Raw genomic sequence first — 18,101 nt, forward strand, 5'->3', positions numbered from 1 at the left:
ATTTATGATTATGCCTTCAGAAATTTTAGAAATCCATATGTACTGCGCCTGTCTGGCGAATCTGCATTACATAAATATTTTCTTTACCCATGTATGGTGTCATGTATTCTACATAATCTGCTGTCATATCTTTAGGAAGCACTGCTGCGATCACACCGGCAAATCCGCCGCCGTGGACTCTGCAGTAACCTCTTCCGGCCTCTTCGATGAACATCTCTGTCAGAGCCAGGGCTACCGGAACCGCCTGTTCTGTCTCGTCCTTAGTTGCAAAACAGTTCTGCAGCCATTTCCAGGAAGAATTACCGGATTTGGTGATGCACTGTAAAAAGGTATCGTAATCCTTTTCTTTGATTGCTTTCACTGCAGCATCCACACGGTTCTGCTCCGCGAAGAAATGCAGTGCGCGCATAACAGCTCTGTCTCCGGCTTCTTTTCTGACTTTGTTCAGATTCTGCATAAACTCTTTTTCATCCACATCGGCAAGCACTTCTTTGCCCATAACCTGTGCTGCTTTTTTCATTTCGATGGGGACAGAGGAATACTCTGCACTTAAATCCGCATGGCCTTTTCCTGTATTTACAATGATCAGGTCATATCCAAGCTGGTCATATCCGAAATCCAGCTTCTCTACTTTCGGCATTTCCTCTTTGAAATCAATGGTGATCACACCGCCCACTGCACATGCCATCTGATCCAGCAGACCGGACTGTTTTTCCCAATATTCATGCTCTGCGTACTGGCCGATCTTAGCGTATTCAACATAATCTATTTTTCCGTCATTGCTGAAATAATCAACGATGGCACAGATAAGCATTTCAAATGATGCGGATGAGCTTACCCCTGCTGCGCCGATAACATCTGTGGACACATATGCGTCAAAGCCTTCCACTTTATATCCCTTTTTCACAAATCCCTCAAACATGCCGATCAGCAGGGAAAGTGTTCCCTGGCATTTGCAGGTTGTGTCCATATTGTCTAAATCAACGGTAATGCTCTGGTTATAATTCTCGCTGATCACGTGAACCAGTGAGGTGCCGTTCTTCCTTGCGGCAGCGATCATATCCATAGCAATACTTCCGGTCAGCACCTTACCATGGTTGTGGTCCGTATGGTTGCCCAGGATCTCTGTTCTTCCCGGTGATGTGAAGAAGTCAGCTTCACCTTCGCCAAATGCTTTCACAAATTCCCGGTACAGATGATTGTAGCGCTCCTGCTCCATCTGCAATTTCTCTTCACCGTAAACTGTTTTCAGAGTTGCAACTGCTTTTTCATTTTCAAACATTGTAAAATACCTCCCGTTTTTCTTGACTCATACTTTACTTGTATTATAATGTATATATGAGGTGTATTTCTAGGAATATCTTGAAGAATATATGGACGATATTGAGATTTTGGCATTTTACCGGGAAGGGAAAAGGATGCAGATACAGACAAACAGGAATCAGAGGGAAATTAAGGCGCACGGGGACTTTACATTTCCTGTACTGGTGAGTAAAGAGTGTATTACAGACTATGAATTCGGAACATTTTCCTGGCATTGGCATTCGGAGATTGAGATGACACTGGTGGAGGATGGGGAGATGATCTACCAGGTGAACGGAGCGGATTTTCATCTGCAGGAGGGGGACGTGATGTTCGGCAATGCCAATACGCTGCACAGTGGGCATATGGTTGAGGGGAAGGACTGCCATTACTGGAGTATTACCTTTGACCCTAAGATTGTGTATGGGTTTGAGAAGAGTCTGATACAGACAAAATACGTGGACCTGGTGGTAAATGGGCATGAGTTCTCGGCGCTTTGGTTTGATGGGAGTGAGGAGTGGCATGGGGATATCAGGGAGAAAATGAAGAAGGTCATAGAGCTGGATTTGGAGAGGCCGGATTTTTATGAGATGGAGGTGCAGATGCTGTTGTCGGAGATCTGGCTGGTTTTGCTGCGCCATCAGGGGGCTTTTAATCAGGAGGCGGAATCGCTGAATCCTAAGGAGCTGGCAAGGCTTAAGACTATATTGGGGTTTATTCATGAGAATTATGATAAGAAAATCACCCTTACAGATATTGCAGATTCCGTGCATATCTGTAAGAGTGAGTGCTGTCGTTTTTTTAAGAAACATATGAATGAATCTTTGTTTGATTATCTGCTGCGCTATCGTGTGGAGCAGAGCATTCCTTATCTGCGGGATGAGGAGTATAGTATCACAGATGCGGCGTTTAGTGCGGGGTTTACGGACGCGGGGTATTATTCCCGGGTGTTTCGGAAATGTACCGGGGTTTCGCCGCGGAAGTTCCGGAAAGACAGCTATCTTATGTCAAATGTTCTGAGGTCTTTGTAAAATACTGTATGGTGGCCGTAAACACATCTATATTCTTCCACCAGACCTAAATTTCTGCAACGCGCCTACGCTATTTACCACCGGGTAGACATTTTATTGAATTTATTGCTATAATTTACTCACACATAAATGAAACCTTTAATTCTGTTTTCAATAGTTCACAGAGCACATTATAGAAACTGGCCTTCAAGTGTACATAGATCACATAAACACAGCTAATGTCACTCTTTAAGTAATCATTCTTCTTTTCTATTTTTATAAAATACTCCTTTTTGGCAAAAACATTATATCGTAATTCTTACCGAAAAGGAGTCATTTTATTTATAAAGATGCCTACTAATACTTGTATCAATTTAATTCAAAATAATTTTATGATAATTATATTAACTGGGAGTTTCAGGGAGCTGGTGTAGCTGCTACTTCACTTATCGAAAATGTTACAGTTCCTGTATATGTTCCTGCTACCTTTATTTTTTCATTATCACCTGCTAATAGTGAAAAAGTTCTATCAGTTTCTGTATCTATTGAATTGTCAAAAGTACACAACTCCCATGCTGTATCTTTTGATTTTCCATCATTAAATTTCATATTGTATTTTACACTACTTCCTGATAATTCTAATTCTATAGCTTGATTCGGAACTGTAACACTCAGGACATTGCCATTAGCCAATATTGTTCTTGATACAGATATCTTTATATTCTCTTTAGTACCTTTAGAATCAACTTTAATTTTTGATGGTATGCTTATTTTATATTGAGAAGGTACATTCATTTCCAACTCTGTTCCATTGATTGTTGGAGGTATTCCGTCTGTTTGTTCGATATTCTGTGAAGCATCTGTAAACTCCTCCGCTGCCAACACCGGCACACACATCCCAATCGTCATAACCCCTGCCAACCCCATAGCTACTAACCCTTTTTTCTTCATAACCAAATCCTCCTAAATTATAATTTTAATTAATTTCCATTTCAAAATTCTCGACTCTGCTCTCATACACCACATGGAACACCAGCACTCCCGAATATTCCCCCGCACACAAATCAATACTATTTTCCGGCAGAATATTCACATCCTGTGCCTCACTCCACCCATCCAGAATCGCCTGATTCTCTTCCGGTGTAATCAAGTTCCCGGCTATCTCCAGCCGGTATTCCCAACTGTTTTCTCCGCAGTACAGTGCGAAGTTCTTCCTGTCTCTGCTCTCAGTTCCTTCCACTGTGACTACAAGCTCGCCATCCTCTTCCGGTATCAATTTCTTAGTCTGGATCGTAAAGCTGTCCGTGTCATCTGTCAGTTTTACCTGTGAAGGAATTTCGACTTCATATACAGGTTCATTTGACGGCAGCGGTTCTTTTTCAGCATCCGGATTTTCCGGGGTATTCTCCATATCTTCCGTTCCTTCTATGGCTTCCCCTTCATCCTTTTCACCGGTATCCGCTGTCTCTTCATCTTCTGCGCGTGTTTCCTCAGAAACATCTTCCTGTCCTTCCGTTTGAGGTGAGGTCACCTCATGGGCCTGTTCATCCATATGGGAAATATTATCCTTCTGGCCCTGATTTGTTATTCCGGACGGTGTATCTTTCTGACTGTCACCGCTTTCTTCTCCTCCGTTCTCATCTTCTTTCTTATTATTTTGTCCGTCTGTTTCCCCGGATTCTTCCGGTTTGGAATCCTTCTGTTCAGGATTTTCACTTTCGGGGTCATCTTCCCCCTGCTGCTCTGAATCCTGGTCTTCCTCCTCCAAATCCTTACTTTCCTGCTGTTCCTCCAGCTCCTGCTGTTTTTTCAGCTCTTCTTCTGCTTTCAGCATTTCCAGCTCATACTTGCAGGGAGCCGCTTCAACTGCAGGCCGGTACGCACATTCCGGACAATGATTTGTAATGCCGTCCCCATCCGTATCCACACACTCATGGTCGCATGGTATTTCCGGCACTGCCTCTCTATAGCCACAGAATTCATCGTGATGATGCACTCTGTTGACTTCATCCTTTTCTTCCTCATTTTCTTCCTGAAGACTATCTTCTGTTTCCTCTTCTTCGTCAAAGTCCTGAGGTTCTTCTATATCTGCTGAAATCCAATTTCCGTACACATCCCGGACAAGCTCCTGTGATACTGCAGGATCTGCTTCCCCGTCTTCATTAAATTGCTCCGCGTCAGCAAAGGCCATCCCCGTATTTCCAACTACAAGTACCGCTGACGTGATAACAGAAATTACAATCCCTCTCCAATTCCTGCTGTCCATGAAACACCACCCTTATCTCACATCGAGCACGGTCTCCATATTTGCTCCGTTCATGGGGGATAAGTCCACAATACTTGCCGTTGTGATTCTCAGTTCAGCCGCATATTCCCCTGCATCCAAAGCCTTGCTCAATGTAGCTGTTGTAATCGCCTCCCCGGGAGGCACCTGTTTTGATTCATAAAGCACTTCCCCGCCGTCCTTGAGCACAAGCTGGAATGTAAAATAACAGGGGTTCCCTTCCGGGTTGGAAAATGCCACATCCACATCTGTCTGTCCTGCAGGAATATATATCTTAGGATATCCCGGTAATTCTATATTCTCCGCATTGGGATCGCCTTTCGGGGCCTCCGGGATAGTTCCGTCCCAGTCCCCTGCATTTGGATCAATATCCGCTGATACCTGCTCCTCCTGTGCCTTGTCATTGTCTCCGCCAAACCATCCGAGCTTATACCCCGCTGCACCGGCACCGCCCACTGCTATGACTCCTACAAGGGCTCCGATCATGATTTTCTGTCTCAGTACCGCTTTCTGAAGTTTCAGGGCATTATCAGTGACCATCTCACCGGTGCTCTTTGTTTTCTTCTCTTCTTCACTCAATTCTCTCACCTCTGAAATTTTTGGCCGCACGAAATTATATTTTATGTCTTCAGGATGTTTTTGTTATTATACCTATAATAACAAAGAGAGTATGCCTAGGCATACTCTCGCGCGGTTCCTGATTTTTTTCAGTTTCGGATGTTTGTGCGGCAAACTCCGGCGCTATGCCTGAACTTTGCACAAACCTAAAGGATTCTGCTGCCTCCGGCAGGGGCGTTCTTTCATTTTTTCGTACAAAAAGAACATACTTATCCTGTGACAAGTATCTACCGGCTTTTTACCTCGGGATACACTTTTCCCCGAAATAAAAACTGCCTGCAGCAATTTGCAGGCAGAAGCGTATCAAAATAAAGCAAGGTATAAAAATTACCTTACAAAAAATAATACGGCAACTGGCTGTCATAGTCATGCTTGTTAGACCTTAGACCCTTTAGCTTTGTGTCACTGCCTTTCGACAGCTTTACTATTATCGAATATTTATCTTAAACTCACCATACTCTATTTCGTGTTAAATGTCAACATGTATTTACAGAATACCAAAATTATACTATTTATGCCAAGAATGTGCAAATATGACTTTGCACATCCAGTATGACAAAAATATTTCTTCACAATATATTCGCAATGTTATACCCTGCATTATTTTAATATTTTTAAATTCATCCGCATTCCCCGAAACAATCCTGTCCCATCTCAATTCCCACTACTCTCATACCTCCCAAGCCCCCTCTTAAGCACAATCACAGCCACCCCCGCCATCACCGCACACACTGCCGGCATAACCATCACCCCGGCACGCATCCCGCTCTTTCCCAGCAGATACCCCACCGGATAGTAACTGACAAACGCATACGGAATCAAATACGCAAATATCCCCTGCAGTACAGGCGGATAAATGATCAGCGGATATTTCGCCATCTCCCCAATGGAAATAGCAAAGAAATTCAAACTGTTCTTCCCTCCCTCCATCCAAAATGAGGCACAGCTTGCAATCCAGATCATACACACACGAATCACACAACATTCCACAAGAAACACCGCCAGACAGACAATTTTCCACAAACTCCACCTGATATTACAGTGACTTGCCCCCAGAGCAAACACAGCCGCCGCAATCCCCATCTTATTCAGCCCGTCAAAATCAATCCTGGCCGTGAGAAGCTGCAGCCCCACGGGAAGCGGCCGCACCAGAAACCGGTCCAGATCCGCCATATTGATCATCTCCGCAATCTTCCAGGTTCCCTGAAAAAAGAAGTTAATACACCCCTCCGAGAACAACAGAAAACTGTACAAAAGCAGTATCTCCCACAGCTTCCAGCCCCCCACCTCAGGGATATTACTGTAAATGATCCCAAGCACCCCCAGATTACAAACCTGAGAAAACCCGGTAAAAAATACCATCATCAGGAAATCCGTCCTGTACTCAGCCAGGGACTTCATATTCTGCATCTGAATCTGCCCATACATCCTCAAATAATGCCTCCATCTCCTCATCTCTCACCCTCCATACAGGGAAATGACCCCTGATGCTTTCTTCCAAAAAAGTGCCCCGCACACCCACAAAATCCCAATCCAAACAGCCTGCACCGCAATCCCCCGAAGACTCTCCTCCATGGAAAAAGTCCCTATAAAAATGCTGCATGGCGTAAATACGATTCCCTGAAAAGGCAGCACCTCCACAACCCTTCTAAGCCCCCCGGGAAACATCACAAGCGGCAGGATCGCCCCGGAAAAAAAGTTGGTCAGCACCTCCCTGGCCTTAGTCACCCCATAAGAATTATCCGTATAAAAACACAGCAGGGAAAACAAATACTGTATCCCAAACTTTATCCCCATTCCCAAAAACAGGGACACCAAAAACAGCAGTACCCTCTCCAAACGGATTCCCGCCGCACCGTTCACCGACAGATACAGACACCCGACAAGTATCAGCGTCACCCCGAATTCCATCCCGGCTGTCCCCAGCATCCTGAAAAAAAGCATTCCCCTGTAAGGCACCGGCTTGAGCAGATCAAGAATGATATCCCCCTTTATGATCCTCTTCGCCGTATTCATCTCAAACCCAAAAGAAAAGGAACAGTTACACAAAAAGGCTACAAACACATACTTCCTCATAATTTCCCAGGTATACCCATTTACCACCCCCTGATACCTGAAAATACTCCTCCACACATAATAGATCACTGCAGCCTGGATAAAATTAGCCAGCATCCCCGTAATAAAATTGCTCCGGTACGCACATCCCTCCAAAAACCCGCACCGCATATAAGCCATGTACTTCTTCATCCGCAGCTCCTCCTGTTAAAAAGCCCGATCACGATCTGCTCCAGCGTGGTCCCCTCAGGATACTGTTCAAAAATCTTATCCATCCTGTCATCAAATAAAATCTCCCCCTGCTCCAGAATGATCAAACGCCCGCACAGGGATTCCAGGTCATTCAGGTCATGGCTGGTCAGCAGAATCGTCGTATTCTTCTCCTCATTGATTCTTCGCAGAAACGCATAAATCTTCTGCTTCACCGCCACATCAAGTCCAATGGTAGGCTCATCCAGAAAGAGGATTGGCGGCTCATGCAGAAGTGCCGCCGCCATATCTGCCCGCACCCGCTGCCCCAGCGAGAGCTTCCTGGCCGGCTGCCCCAGAAATGCGTCCAAATCCAGAATCTCCCGGAATTCCCGCATATTTTTTTCGTACCTGTCATCCGGTATCTCATAGATATTTTTCAGCAGCCGAAAAGTCTCGATCACCGGAATATCCCACCAAAGCTGTGTCTTCTGTCCAAACACCACACCGATCTTCTTCGCGTTCTCCATCCTGTCACAAAACGGGTTCTTTCCCATAATGGACACCTCACCCCCGCTGGGCTTCAGAATCCCTGTGAGCATCTTGATCGTGGTGGATTTCCCGGCCCCGTTTGCGCCCAAAAACGCCACACTCTCCCCCTGCGCAATGGAAAAAGACACCCCCTTCACAGCCTCCTTTTTCCCATACCTGGGTTTGATAAGATGACGGATACTCCCCCGGATTCCCTCTTCCTTTTTGACAGTCCTATACTCCATTTTCAAATCTCTGACTTCCATCACTTCCAATTTGAGCACTTCCTTTCCCCAGTTTATTACCTGTTTGAAGGATAACAGACCCTCCGCAAAATGGACATATGGTTTTCTAAGAAATACCTGTCAAAATCCAACATCTTCGCCACATCCCCTCGAATTTTACTGCCTCCCGTGATAAAATATCACTATTCAAAGTCCTGCGAAACCCAGCACGAAAGCCGGAGCAGACTATCATCCACAATACAAGAGAAAGGAAGTGCTGTTATGCTCGGAAACAGGGACCTTTTGATCCACCGGACTGCCGTCAGTCTCCTGTCCCTGCAGTTCAACCACTGCGGCATCCAGGAGTGCAGTCCCGGCTATCAGTATGGATTTTATATGAAACCCTACCACCTCATCCATTTTGTCCTGAAAGGCAGTGGCACTCTGGAGACTGAGGGAAGAACCTACAACGTCCGCGCCGGACAGGCTTTCTATATCCCCTCCGGCACTTCCGGGCACTATCAGGCCTCCCGCACAGACCCATGGAAATACACCTGGATCGGTTTTTTCTGCGATTCCCGCAGCCCCTTTGTGGAAATGCTGTTCGGCAAAGACAGGGTTACGGATATCTGCCTGCCTCCGGATGAACTGGAGCGCCTGATATTATCTATACTCACTGTCACAGATCCCCGGCTGCAGAATGTCAGGTCCTACAGCAGAAATGAGTATCCCGGCGAACAGTTTTTCCCTGTCTCCCAGCCGGAGAAATGTCTGGAAGTGAACAGCCGTATGCTCCACCTGTTCGCACGCCTGATTGAAACACAGGCTTGCTATTGTCCCTCCTCTATCCGGGAAAAAGATTATGCGCAGGATGCCAGGGCCTTTATTGACTCCTGCTACAGCGAGCCCATCAAAATACAGGATGTAGCGGATGTACTCCATATTCATCCCAATTACCTGTGTTCTGTTTTCAAGACAGCCTATGGGCAGACTCCCAGGGAATATTTAAAAGCGCTGAGAATGGAACGTGCCTCCACCCTGCTTCTCAGAACAGAACAGCCCGTGTCGACCATTGCCGCGTCAGTGGGCTTTTCCAGCCCCTTTCAGTTCTCCGCCATGTTCAAGAAATACTTCGGCCTCTCACCTGCCGCCTATCGAAAAGAGGGATAATAGGGAAAAAGATACCTGCCGGCATCTCTGCCGGCGGATATCTTTTTCCCTTACAAGGGCGCCCCCTCATAATCACCTTTTTTATTTTTGATCACCAGTTCTTCTTCTTCCTCTCTGTAAGCTCTCGGGCTCATTCCATAATGCTGTTTGAATATTTTGGAAAAAGCCAGCTGATCCACATAGCCCACGGAATTGGCAATGGCATTGATCTGCATATCTGTGTTCTTCAGCAGGGACCTTGCTTTTTCCATACGCAGGTTCACCAGATATTCCTGGGGTGAACATCCTATGGCTTTCTTGAAACTGCTTGTCAGATAACTTCGGTTCACACCAATGTAATCCGCAAGCTCATTGATCTTGATCTTCTGGTTATAATTAAAGGAAATATATTCCATTGCATGTTTCACATACACAGAACCGGGATATGGATGCGGACTGCCCGAACCCGGAATATTCTTCCTGTGCTCGTCAATCAGCGCGGAAAAAAACAGCATCAGAAGCCCGTTTCTCCTCAGCTCGTCCGTGTAGGAGAGCTGGTGCGCCTCCAGCATTGCATCAATATATTCATTCAGCACCCCCATACACTCAACCTTATGCACAGGCGTCTTCACTGAAAATCCCGCACCGTTGGCACATTCCTCAGCCTTAAACCCGGTAAAGCCCACCCACATATAAGACCACGGGTCATCCTGGTCAGCCTCATACCATGCCTCCGTGCTGGGCGGAATCAGGAACGCGTCTCCTGCGCTCAGGTTATATTTCTTTTTATATATCTCCAGAGTTCCCTTACCTTCCCTCACAATATGCAATACATAAGAAGTCCTCTTATTCGGCCCGAAACGGTGCCCCGGGTCGCAGTATTCCCAGCCACAGTAAATAAGACATAGCTCCACAGCTTCCCTCTGCAAATCTTCCAGGCATCTGTATCTGGCCGAACTCGTAAATCCGGTTGTGTGTTTCAACGCAATCCCTCCTTCTGCATGCATAGATGACAATGGACAAACACCATTGCCGCAGTTAAAAAACGGCGGAAATGTCCGGGAACACTACCCTGAACATTCCCGCCGCATCATTCTAGTCAGTTACCTTTTTCAGGGTATAGAGCAGGGATGCAAAATCTCCGCCCTTTTTGTTCAAATCTTCCCTGTCAATCGGTATACCCACCTGCATCAGCTCATCGCCGTATGCGCAGTAGGTTTTCACCATATCTTCATCTGTTCGTAATCCATATATTTTCGCTATATTGTCATCATAAGATGCGGAAGGAGCCAGATCACAGCTCACCTCATACAGTGTATCCGCATCCAGTCCCTGGAGCTTCAGCCTGAGCCAGGATGCATTTACCTTGTTCATTCTCTGGTAGAACGCGGCAACTGCCTGGGATTTATCCCGGGCCACCACCATCCATGCCGTGTCATTTCCCTCAAAAGGACTCAGCAGACGGTAGAAATCGCCGTCCACCTGGATCAGCTCCCTGTATTCCTTCATGAACACAACCTGCTTTTTCACGCTCTCCAGTTCTGCTTCTGACAGCAGGTTCAGATCCAGCTCATAGCCGAATGTTCCGAAGTACGCCACATTCGCCCTTGTCTCGATGGGCGTCATACGGTGCATCTGATGGTTCGGCACTGCTGACACGTGGGAGCCCATGCTGACAACAGGATATACATAAGAAGTACCGTACTGGATCTTGGTCCTCTCACTGGCATCCGTATCATCACTGGTCCAGGTCTGCGGCGCAAAATACAGCATGCCCGGATCAAACCTGGCTCCGCCGCTGGCACAGGATTCAAACAGGATATCAGGGAACTCTGTGGTCAGGCGGGTATACAGGTCATACACGCCCAAAATGTATTTATGCATCACCTTACCCTGCTGGGAGGCATCTGCCCCTCTGCTGTATGGCTCTGTCATATAACGGTTCATATCCCACTTGATGTAGGAAATGGAGGATTCCTGCAGTATCTTAGAGATCATTTCGTAAATATGATCTACCACTTCTTTTCTGGAGAAGTCAAGTACATGCTGATGCCTTGCATGTGACTCAAAGCGGCCCGGCACACCGATCAGCCAGTCCGGATGTGCCCGGTACAGGTCACTGTCCTTGTTCACCATCTCCAGTTCCACCCAGAGACCAAACTTCAGCCCCAGCTCCTCCACCTTACGGGAAAGACCGGAGATGCCGTCCGGCAGCTTTTCAAGGTTGACGTACCAGTCGCCAAGACCTCTGTAGTCATCATTCCTGGCCCCGAACCATCCGTCATCAAGAACGAACAGCTCCACACCGGCCTCTTTTGCTTTCTTTGCTATGGTTAATATTTTTTCCTCATTAAAATCAAAATATGTGGCTTCCCAGTTGTTGAGCAGGATTGGGCGCGCCTTGTCTCTCCAGGTACCCCTCATGAGACGTTTCCTGTACAGTCTGTGGTATGCCTGGCTCATCTTATTCAGGCCCTGGTCGCTGTATACCATAACCACCTCAGGTGTCTGGAAGCTCTCGCCCTGACCAAGCTCCCACGCAAAATCCTCCGGATTGATACCCAGCATAACCCTTGTCATATCAAACGTGGAGACTTCTGCCTGTGCCAGGAAGTTTCCGCTGTACACCAGGCTGAATCCGTAGACCTCACCCTGGTTCTCTGTGGTGTGGGGGCGTTTCAGTGCGATGAACGGGTTGTGTTCCGCGCCGCTGCATGTGCCATTAGACCCATGCACAGACTGGATACCCATATCCAGCCTTCTGTTCTTCACATACCGCTCTCTGGACCATGCACCGGACAGCTGTACCAGCTCATAATCCATATCCAGAAATTCCACACTGGCGCTCATGGCCCGCTCCAGGACAATCTTCTGTGCACCTTTCTGTTCAAAACGGACATTTCGGGTGATCACCGGATAGTCCTCATAGATCGTATAGGAAAGCACCATATCTGTATCTGTCACATCATCGTGAAGTGTGACTTCCAGCGTCTCTGCCTCATCCTCAGACTCCGTATAGGTAGCCGGAAGAGGCGTGATCGCTTTCTTTCCTCTGTAAATCTCATGAGATACATAGGAAAAGTCCACGATTCTGCTGCCGTTTTCCTGCAGAATCGTGAGAGCAGGGCTTCTGTAGTCGCCGGTTCCATACACCGGATATTCCTGCCTTGTATACTGCATGGATAAAATACCCGGCTCCGGAATGCAAACGGACATCTGGGAGCGCATGGCTTCCTCGTGAAGATAGCTGAAGTCCTCCTTATCGCGGACAGCCTTTCCGTAATACAGATTCTCCAACTGTCCATTTTCCATAATCCTCATGAGATAACTTACTTCTCCATTAAAAATATGAAATTCTTTTGTCTTTTCATGAAATCTAATCGCCATATTCTTCTCCTTTTATTTCGATCCGCGCTCAGTTATTTCATTGAGTGCGGCCGGATTTTAAAAACAGGCCGGCGCAATAACACCTTATTACGCCGGCCTTGATTTTCTTAAAGTTTACCACCGCTGGTTGCAATACCTTCGATGAACTGTTTCTGGAAGATCATATAGAGGACGATCATCGGAATACAGGCAATCAGGGAAGCTGCCATCAGTTCCGGGAATTTTGAAGTATACTGTCCCTGCATTTTTGCAAGTGCAGAAGACAGAACCAGCATATCCTTGTCTGTGTTGACGATCATCGGCCACATCAGGTCTTTGAACGCGAACACTGCCGTAAAGATTCCCAGGGCAACCATGCTGGACCGGGTAAGCGGTGCCATGATATAGAGAAATGTCTGTCCGATATTACATCCATCCAGCCTTGCCGCTTCTTCCAGGTCGTTAGGAAGTCCCATGTAGCCCTGGCGGAGCAGGAAGGTACCGAATGCGGTAACCATACCGGGGAATACCAGTGCGAAAATAGTATTCAGCATTCCCATTTTACTTACCATCAGGTACTGGGGAATGATGAAGATCTGAACCGGAACCATCATCTGCAGAAGTACCAGGGAGAAACAGAAGTCTCTTCCTCTAAAATGCAGACGTCCGAAAGCATAACCTGCCAAAGTAGCTGTCAGTACCGCGCAGATAACACGGAACAGGATCAGAAGCAGTGTATTCTTATACAGGATCAGGAAGTTCATGTTCTCCATAACGGAGGTAAATGCATCTGTTCTCCATACCTTCGGGAAGATGACAAAGGGGTTAACGGATGTTGCCTCTGTCACTGATTTAAACGCTGTGAGAATCATCCATACAAACGGTATCAGCATTGTTATTGATACCAGGATCAAGATTATATGAATGAGGATGTTTATCATTTTGCTTTTTCTTTCCATACTATCCATACTGCATCCCCCTTTCTAGTTGTAGAACACCCATTTTTTCTGCCCTATCATCTGGAACACCGTGATGATCATGGTGATGATCAGAAGCAGGATAACGATAGTTGCGCCATAGCCCATGTTCTTGTTGATGAACGCGTATTTGTAGAACAGGTATACCAGGGACTGGGTCTTTTCCAAAGCCGGGTTGGATTTATCCATTACCATGTACATTAAATCGAATACCTGAAGGGAACCGATGACACGTGTTACAAGAACAAAGAAGATTGTGGGGGATAACAGGGGTACTGTAATATGGAAAAAGCTCTTGATGCCTGTTGCTCCGTCAATCTCTGCCGCCTCATAATAGTCATGGGGAATCTCCTGCAGACCGGATATAAACAGTACCATGTTGTAACCAATGATAGACCATATACCGATGACAGCAATGGAGAATACTGCGATCCTGGGATCAGACACCCATTTTACATTTGTGTGGAACACGTTGTTGAGCAGACCGAAATCTGAGTTGAACAGCCATCTCCAAACCATGGCAACCGCTGCAGGAGCTGCAACCATTGGGAGGAAGATGATAGTACGGTATATACCGCGTCCCTTCATTTTTCTGTTCAGTAAAACTGCCAGAACCAGGGCTATTATGATAGAGAAAGGAACTTCTACAATTGCATATTTAAATGTGTTGATCAGAGACTGCCATACCTCATGGTCTCCGAAAACCTTTGCATAATTATCAAGTCCAACAAAAATATTTCCTTTTCCGAAGTCTCCTGTTTTAAAGAAACTCTGGTATAAAGTCTGGAAAATCGGGATTATATTTAAAACAACCAGTCCAATCACAGTTGGAAGGATAAACAGCCAGCCCCACAAAAACTCGCTGCGTTCCCTGCTGGTTTTCATTTGCTTCTTTGCATTCCCATTACTAGCCACGCCACTCACTCCTTTTCCAAATACAGGCAGATTCTTACGAACCTGCCTGCAGTTTAATCCTCGGTCAATTCAGCTTCTTTTTGATTACTCCTCGGCTAATTTCTCATTCATCTGCTCTGCCATTTCCTTGCAGGCATCTTCCATGCTCTTTTCACCGGTGTATACGCTCTTTAAGATCTCGTTGTCTTCATTTTCCCAGGTAACTGTTGTTTTGGAGTATGGTCTGATAACCATGTCATCCATCATGTTCAGGTATGCCTGTAAATTAAAGTCAGCGGATTTTGCCCATGCATCAGAAGTACCTGTGTATGCGGACATTGTAACGCCAAGTTCAGCCTGTTTTTCCTGAGCTTCTTTGGATCCCAGGTATTCGATGAGCTGCCAAGCTTCGTCTGTGTGCTCGCCGTTTGCTGATGCTGCCCATCCGAGGCCGTTATAGATAGAAGATCTTCTGCCTGTTTTAGCATTCTTCGGAAGTTCTACAACATCACAGTTTGCTGCTGTGTACTCATTGTCACGATATGCTGCCAGCATCCAGGAACCCTGGAATACCATAGCAACTTTGCCTGACTGGAACAGAACATCTTCACCGTTCTCAGACATGGTCTCGATAGAAGGCATAACGCCTGCTTTGATCCACTCTTCCAGCTGCTGCATAGCTTCGATGGTCTTCGGATCATCCCATCCTGATGTTTTCTTGTCATCGCTGATAACCGTTCCGCCGTTATCATAGATCATGTTATAGTAACCAGCCTGGTTGTTATCGTTTCTCAATGCCATACCATACTGGCTGCCGTCCTCTTTTGTCAGCTTCTTAGCTGCTTCTGTCACGTCATCCCATGTCCACTCTGAAGTAGGATATTCCAGTCCGGCTTCGTCGAACATTGCTTTGTTATACCAGAGAGCAGTTGTATCTACGTCCTTAGGAACTGCATAATATTTGTCTTCGTATGTATACAGGCCCCAGATATCGGACGGGTAGTTTTCCGGGTCGATCTTATCACTGTCTTTGATCTTGTCGGTCAGATCAAGAAGCATGTCATTGGACATATATCTCTGGCTCTCGTTTGAGTGCATCCAGAATACATCCGGAAGAGAACCTCCCTGTGCGCCTGCCTCTAACATGGTCCAATACTCGTCCCATTTTACAACGGAGAGTTTTGTCTTGATTCCTGTCTGCTCTGTGAAATCTGCCAGAATCTCTTTGATACCCGGTTCCTGGTTGGTATCCCAGATGGATACGGAAAGTTCTGCGCCGCTGGAGCTGCTGCTTTCTGTCTTTTCGCCGTCAGTTTTCTCACCTTCTGTTTTTGTTTCGGTGTCATCTGTACCTTTGCTGTCTCCGCCGCTGTTTCCTCCACATGCTGCCAGTGAAAGTGCCATTACGCTTGCCAGTGATAATGCTGCTACCTTTCTGAATTTCATACTTGCTCCTCCTTTTGCATTAAAGTTTTCGTCAGAATAACAGTTTTTGCTGTATCTCTGAGTGATAGTCTTATTATAGTTGCACATGGAATAATATTAAATGGTTATATGTTTTTATAATATGTCATAATGTTATATGTTTGTGCTATTTTTACACTTTCTGTTGATTTCATCGGCTTTTCCTTGCAGTTTAATTATTATATATGCTTTGTTTTCCATATATTTTTGGTGGTTTTCGTCACAATGACGGGTCTATTCTCACATATCAAGAATACATTAAGTCTAAAACATATAACATTATTCCATATTTTTTACATTTTTCCTGTTTTTTCTATTATTTCACTCAAAATTACATACCACAATTGCATTCTTCACCGTTTAATGCTAGAATAGCCCTTAGAATCACATCGAAATTGTTCATATCAGAAAGGGCGGGAATTATGAATCTTTTAAACGAAGACAATGTTGTTCACATTTTTCTCAGCAGGATCGGGGACCTGGTGGTGGCCAATCTCCTTTTCATTGTCTGCTGCATCCCCATTGTCACCATAGGGCCGGCCATAACAGCGCTGTATCACTGCACGCTTCGTATGGTCAAGGGAAATGACAGCAGCACATCCAAAACATTTTTCCGTGCGTTTAAACAAAATTTCCTCCAGTCTCTGGTAATCTGGCTTGGCATTCTGCTGGCAGGCGTCATATTGATCATGAACCTTCGCTTTCTTATGCAGACACAGGGGGCATCCTCCTACGGCAAAGTTCTGCTTTACATGTCAGAGGCACTTATGGGGCTTCTGGTCATTGTGGCGCTCTATATCTTTCCCGTGATCGCCGCTTTTGCCAACACAGCCGGGAAACTGCTGAAAAACGCGTTCCTCTTCGCCTTCATACATTTTCCGTCTACGCTGGCCATTGCCGTCATTACGATTCTGCCTATGTACATGACCTATCAGGACCTTGAGCTGATGCCGCTTTACGCGTGCTGCTGGTTCTTCTTCGGCTTTGCTCTCACGGCCTATATTGACTCTTTTCTGCTGTACCGTATCTTCCGGCCTTATCTGGAAAAAGAAGAGACGCCCCCGGCAAAAGGGACGCCGCACAAATGAATCAAAACAAAAAAAGACACCGCCTTTTTGCAGCAGCGCAGTTCCGTATCTTGCGGAAATCATGCAGCCGTGCAGGCGGTGTCTTTTCTTTTTTATTTCAGCAGTTCATCCAGAACCGCTTTTGCCATAACAATATCTTTTTTCTGTTCCTCACCGGATATCTCACGCTCAATGGTGATATCTCCGGCATATCCGATCTCTTTCAGTTTAGCCACAAACGCGGGGTAGTTTACCTTACCCTGTCCCAGCGGCACTTCTTCTCCCAGCATATGACCGTCTGTAGGATATTTTCCATCCTTGCCATGAATACCCATGACATACTCGCCGAACACCTCCAGAGCATCTACAGGGTTGGCTTTACCGTACATTACCAGGTTTGCAGGGTCCAGGTTAATGCCCACATTGCCTTTGCCCAGTTCTTTCTCAATATCCTGGATAGCTCTTTTCAGCGTAACCGGTGTCTCCTGTCCTGTCTCAAAGAGGAAATTCTGTCCGTTTTCCTTACACTGTTTCACCAGTTCCTTCAGGCATGCAAGAACGCCTGCATAATTGGGGTCATAAGGATTTTCAGGCATATATCCCACATGTGTAGCCACATCCTTTACATGGATCATGGAGGCAAATGCAATGCCCTTCTGCAGCATTTTCACCCTCTCGAAACGAAATGCCTCAGGAACCAGACCCAGGGTAAGCTGACCGTCATAGAAATCCCATACTCTCGGACCTTCCCAGCCGCACCAGAATGCCGTGATATCTACTTTGTGATTCTCAGCAGCTGCATTCACCTTATCTGCAGTCTCCTGATTCATAATTTCCTTATCCCAGCACACAAGCTGGCAGCTCTCCATCCCCATGGAACGCAGCTCCGCGAATTTGGCATCCACATCCGTATCCCGGAAAATCTCTATCAAAACTCCTACTCTCATAAAAAATACCTCTCTTTCTTTTCC

16 protein-coding genes and 1 riboswitch are annotated in these 18,101 nt (G+C 46.1%); of the genes, 3 read left to right on the top strand and 13 right to left on the bottom strand.

What is annotated here, in order from left to right:
- Nucleotides 1-25 precede the first annotated feature (25 nt).
- Nucleotides 26-1,282 carry a galactokinase gene (locus V8Q34_RS22120; protein WP_335836326.1) on the bottom strand — a complete coding sequence of 419 codons (1,257 nt, stop codon included), beginning with the start codon at nt 1,280-1,282 and terminating at the stop codon, nt 26-28.
- Between the two features lie 136 nt (nt 1,283-1,418).
- Here V8Q34_RS22120 and V8Q34_RS22125 point away from each other — a divergent pair, with 136 nt between their 5' ends.
- Complete coding sequence (locus tag V8Q34_RS22125) at nt 1,419-2,333, top strand: helix-turn-helix transcriptional regulator (RefSeq protein ID WP_335836327.1); 915 nt, start codon at nt 1,419-1,421, stop codon at nt 2,331-2,333.
- 396 nt (nt 2,334-2,729) lie between these two features.
- Here the strand turns inward: V8Q34_RS22125 and V8Q34_RS22130 are convergent, their stop codons facing one another.
- The 6 genes from V8Q34_RS22130 to V8Q34_RS22155 form a co-directional block, all read right to left on the bottom strand.
- Nucleotides 2,730-3,263: a hypothetical protein gene (locus V8Q34_RS22130; protein WP_335836328.1), complete on the bottom strand. Its 534-nt coding sequence runs from the start codon at nt 3,261-3,263 to the stop codon at nt 2,730-2,732.
- Between the two features lie 25 nt (nt 3,264-3,288).
- On the bottom strand, nt 3,289-4,578 hold the full coding sequence (locus V8Q34_RS22135; protein ID WP_335836329.1) for a hypothetical protein: 1,290 nt from the start codon (nt 4,576-4,578) through the stop codon (nt 3,289-3,291).
- Nucleotides 4,579-4,590: 12 nt separating this feature from the next.
- Nucleotides 4,591-5,175 (bottom strand): hypothetical protein, encoded by a 585-nt coding sequence (locus V8Q34_RS22140; RefSeq protein WP_335836330.1) that lies wholly within the window; start codon nt 5,173-5,175, stop codon nt 4,591-4,593.
- Nucleotides 5,176-5,559: 384 nt separating this feature from the next.
- A riboswitch (cyclic di-GMP riboswitch) is annotated at nt 5,560-5,650 on the bottom strand.
- A gap of 218 nt (nt 5,651-5,868) precedes the next feature.
- Nucleotides 5,869-6,669 carry an ABC transporter permease gene (locus V8Q34_RS22145; protein ID WP_033141704.1) on the bottom strand — a complete coding sequence of 267 codons (801 nt, stop codon included), beginning with the start codon at nt 6,667-6,669 and terminating at the stop codon, nt 5,869-5,871.
- A 3-nt stretch (nt 6,670-6,672) separates the two neighbouring features.
- Complete coding sequence (locus V8Q34_RS22150; RefSeq protein WP_335836331.1) at nt 6,673-7,461, bottom strand: ABC transporter permease; 789 nt, start codon at nt 7,459-7,461, stop codon at nt 6,673-6,675.
- Nucleotides 7,458-8,255, bottom strand: coding sequence for an ABC transporter ATP-binding protein (locus tag V8Q34_RS22155; protein WP_335836337.1), 798 nt, complete (start codon nt 8,253-8,255; stop codon nt 7,458-7,460). The genes V8Q34_RS22150 and V8Q34_RS22155 overlap by 4 nt, the downstream gene beginning before the upstream one ends.
- Nucleotides 8,256-8,495: 240 nt before the next feature.
- Between V8Q34_RS22155 and V8Q34_RS22160 the strand changes: the two genes are divergently transcribed.
- A complete protein-coding gene (locus V8Q34_RS22160) occupies nt 8,496-9,383 on the top strand; it encodes an AraC family transcriptional regulator (RefSeq protein WP_335836332.1) in 888 nt (295 codons plus the stop codon).
- 50 nt (nt 9,384-9,433) lie between these two features.
- Here the strand turns inward: V8Q34_RS22160 and V8Q34_RS22165 are convergent, their stop codons facing one another.
- The 5 genes from V8Q34_RS22165 to V8Q34_RS22185 all read right to left on the bottom strand — a co-directional run bounded on the left by V8Q34_RS22165 (nt 9,434) and on the right by V8Q34_RS22185 (nt 16,045).
- Nucleotides 9,434-10,345 carry an AraC family transcriptional regulator gene (locus tag V8Q34_RS22165; protein ID WP_033141700.1) on the bottom strand — a complete coding sequence of 304 codons (912 nt, stop codon included), beginning with the start codon at nt 10,343-10,345 and terminating at the stop codon, nt 9,434-9,436.
- 112 nt (nt 10,346-10,457) lie between these two features.
- Nucleotides 10,458-12,749 carry an alpha-galactosidase gene (locus V8Q34_RS22170; protein WP_335836333.1) on the bottom strand — a complete coding sequence of 764 codons (2,292 nt, stop codon included), beginning with the start codon at nt 12,747-12,749 and terminating at the stop codon, nt 10,458-10,460.
- A gap of 107 nt (nt 12,750-12,856) precedes the next feature.
- Nucleotides 12,857-13,696, bottom strand: coding sequence for a carbohydrate ABC transporter permease (locus V8Q34_RS22175; protein ID WP_033141698.1), 840 nt, complete (start codon nt 13,694-13,696; stop codon nt 12,857-12,859).
- A 15-nt stretch (nt 13,697-13,711) separates the two neighbouring features.
- Nucleotides 13,712-14,590 carry a carbohydrate ABC transporter permease gene (locus V8Q34_RS22180; RefSeq protein ID WP_033141697.1) on the bottom strand — a complete coding sequence of 293 codons (879 nt, stop codon included), beginning with the start codon at nt 14,588-14,590 and terminating at the stop codon, nt 13,712-13,714.
- A 114-nt stretch (nt 14,591-14,704) separates the two neighbouring features.
- Nucleotides 14,705-16,045: an ABC transporter substrate-binding protein gene (locus V8Q34_RS22185; RefSeq protein WP_335836334.1), complete on the bottom strand. Its 1,341-nt coding sequence runs from the start codon at nt 16,043-16,045 to the stop codon at nt 14,705-14,707.
- A 440-nt stretch (nt 16,046-16,485) separates the two neighbouring features.
- On the opposite strand from V8Q34_RS22185, the gene V8Q34_RS22190 reads away from it, so the two are divergent.
- Nucleotides 16,486-17,151: a YesL family protein gene (locus V8Q34_RS22190; protein WP_335836335.1), complete on the top strand. Its 666-nt coding sequence runs from the start codon at nt 16,486-16,488 to the stop codon at nt 17,149-17,151.
- Between the two features lie 92 nt (nt 17,152-17,243).
- On the opposite strand, the gene V8Q34_RS22195 is transcribed toward V8Q34_RS22190, so the two are convergent.
- Nucleotides 17,244-18,077 (bottom strand): sugar phosphate isomerase/epimerase family protein, encoded by an 834-nt coding sequence (locus V8Q34_RS22195; RefSeq protein WP_335836336.1) that lies wholly within the window; start codon nt 18,075-18,077, stop codon nt 17,244-17,246.
- Between the last annotated feature and the right edge of the window lie 24 nt (nt 18,078-18,101).

This window comes from Blautia sp. JLR.GB0024, assembly GCF_037000545.1.
Classification (GTDB): Bacteria; Bacillota; Clostridia; order Lachnospirales; family Lachnospiraceae; genus Blautia; species Blautia celeris.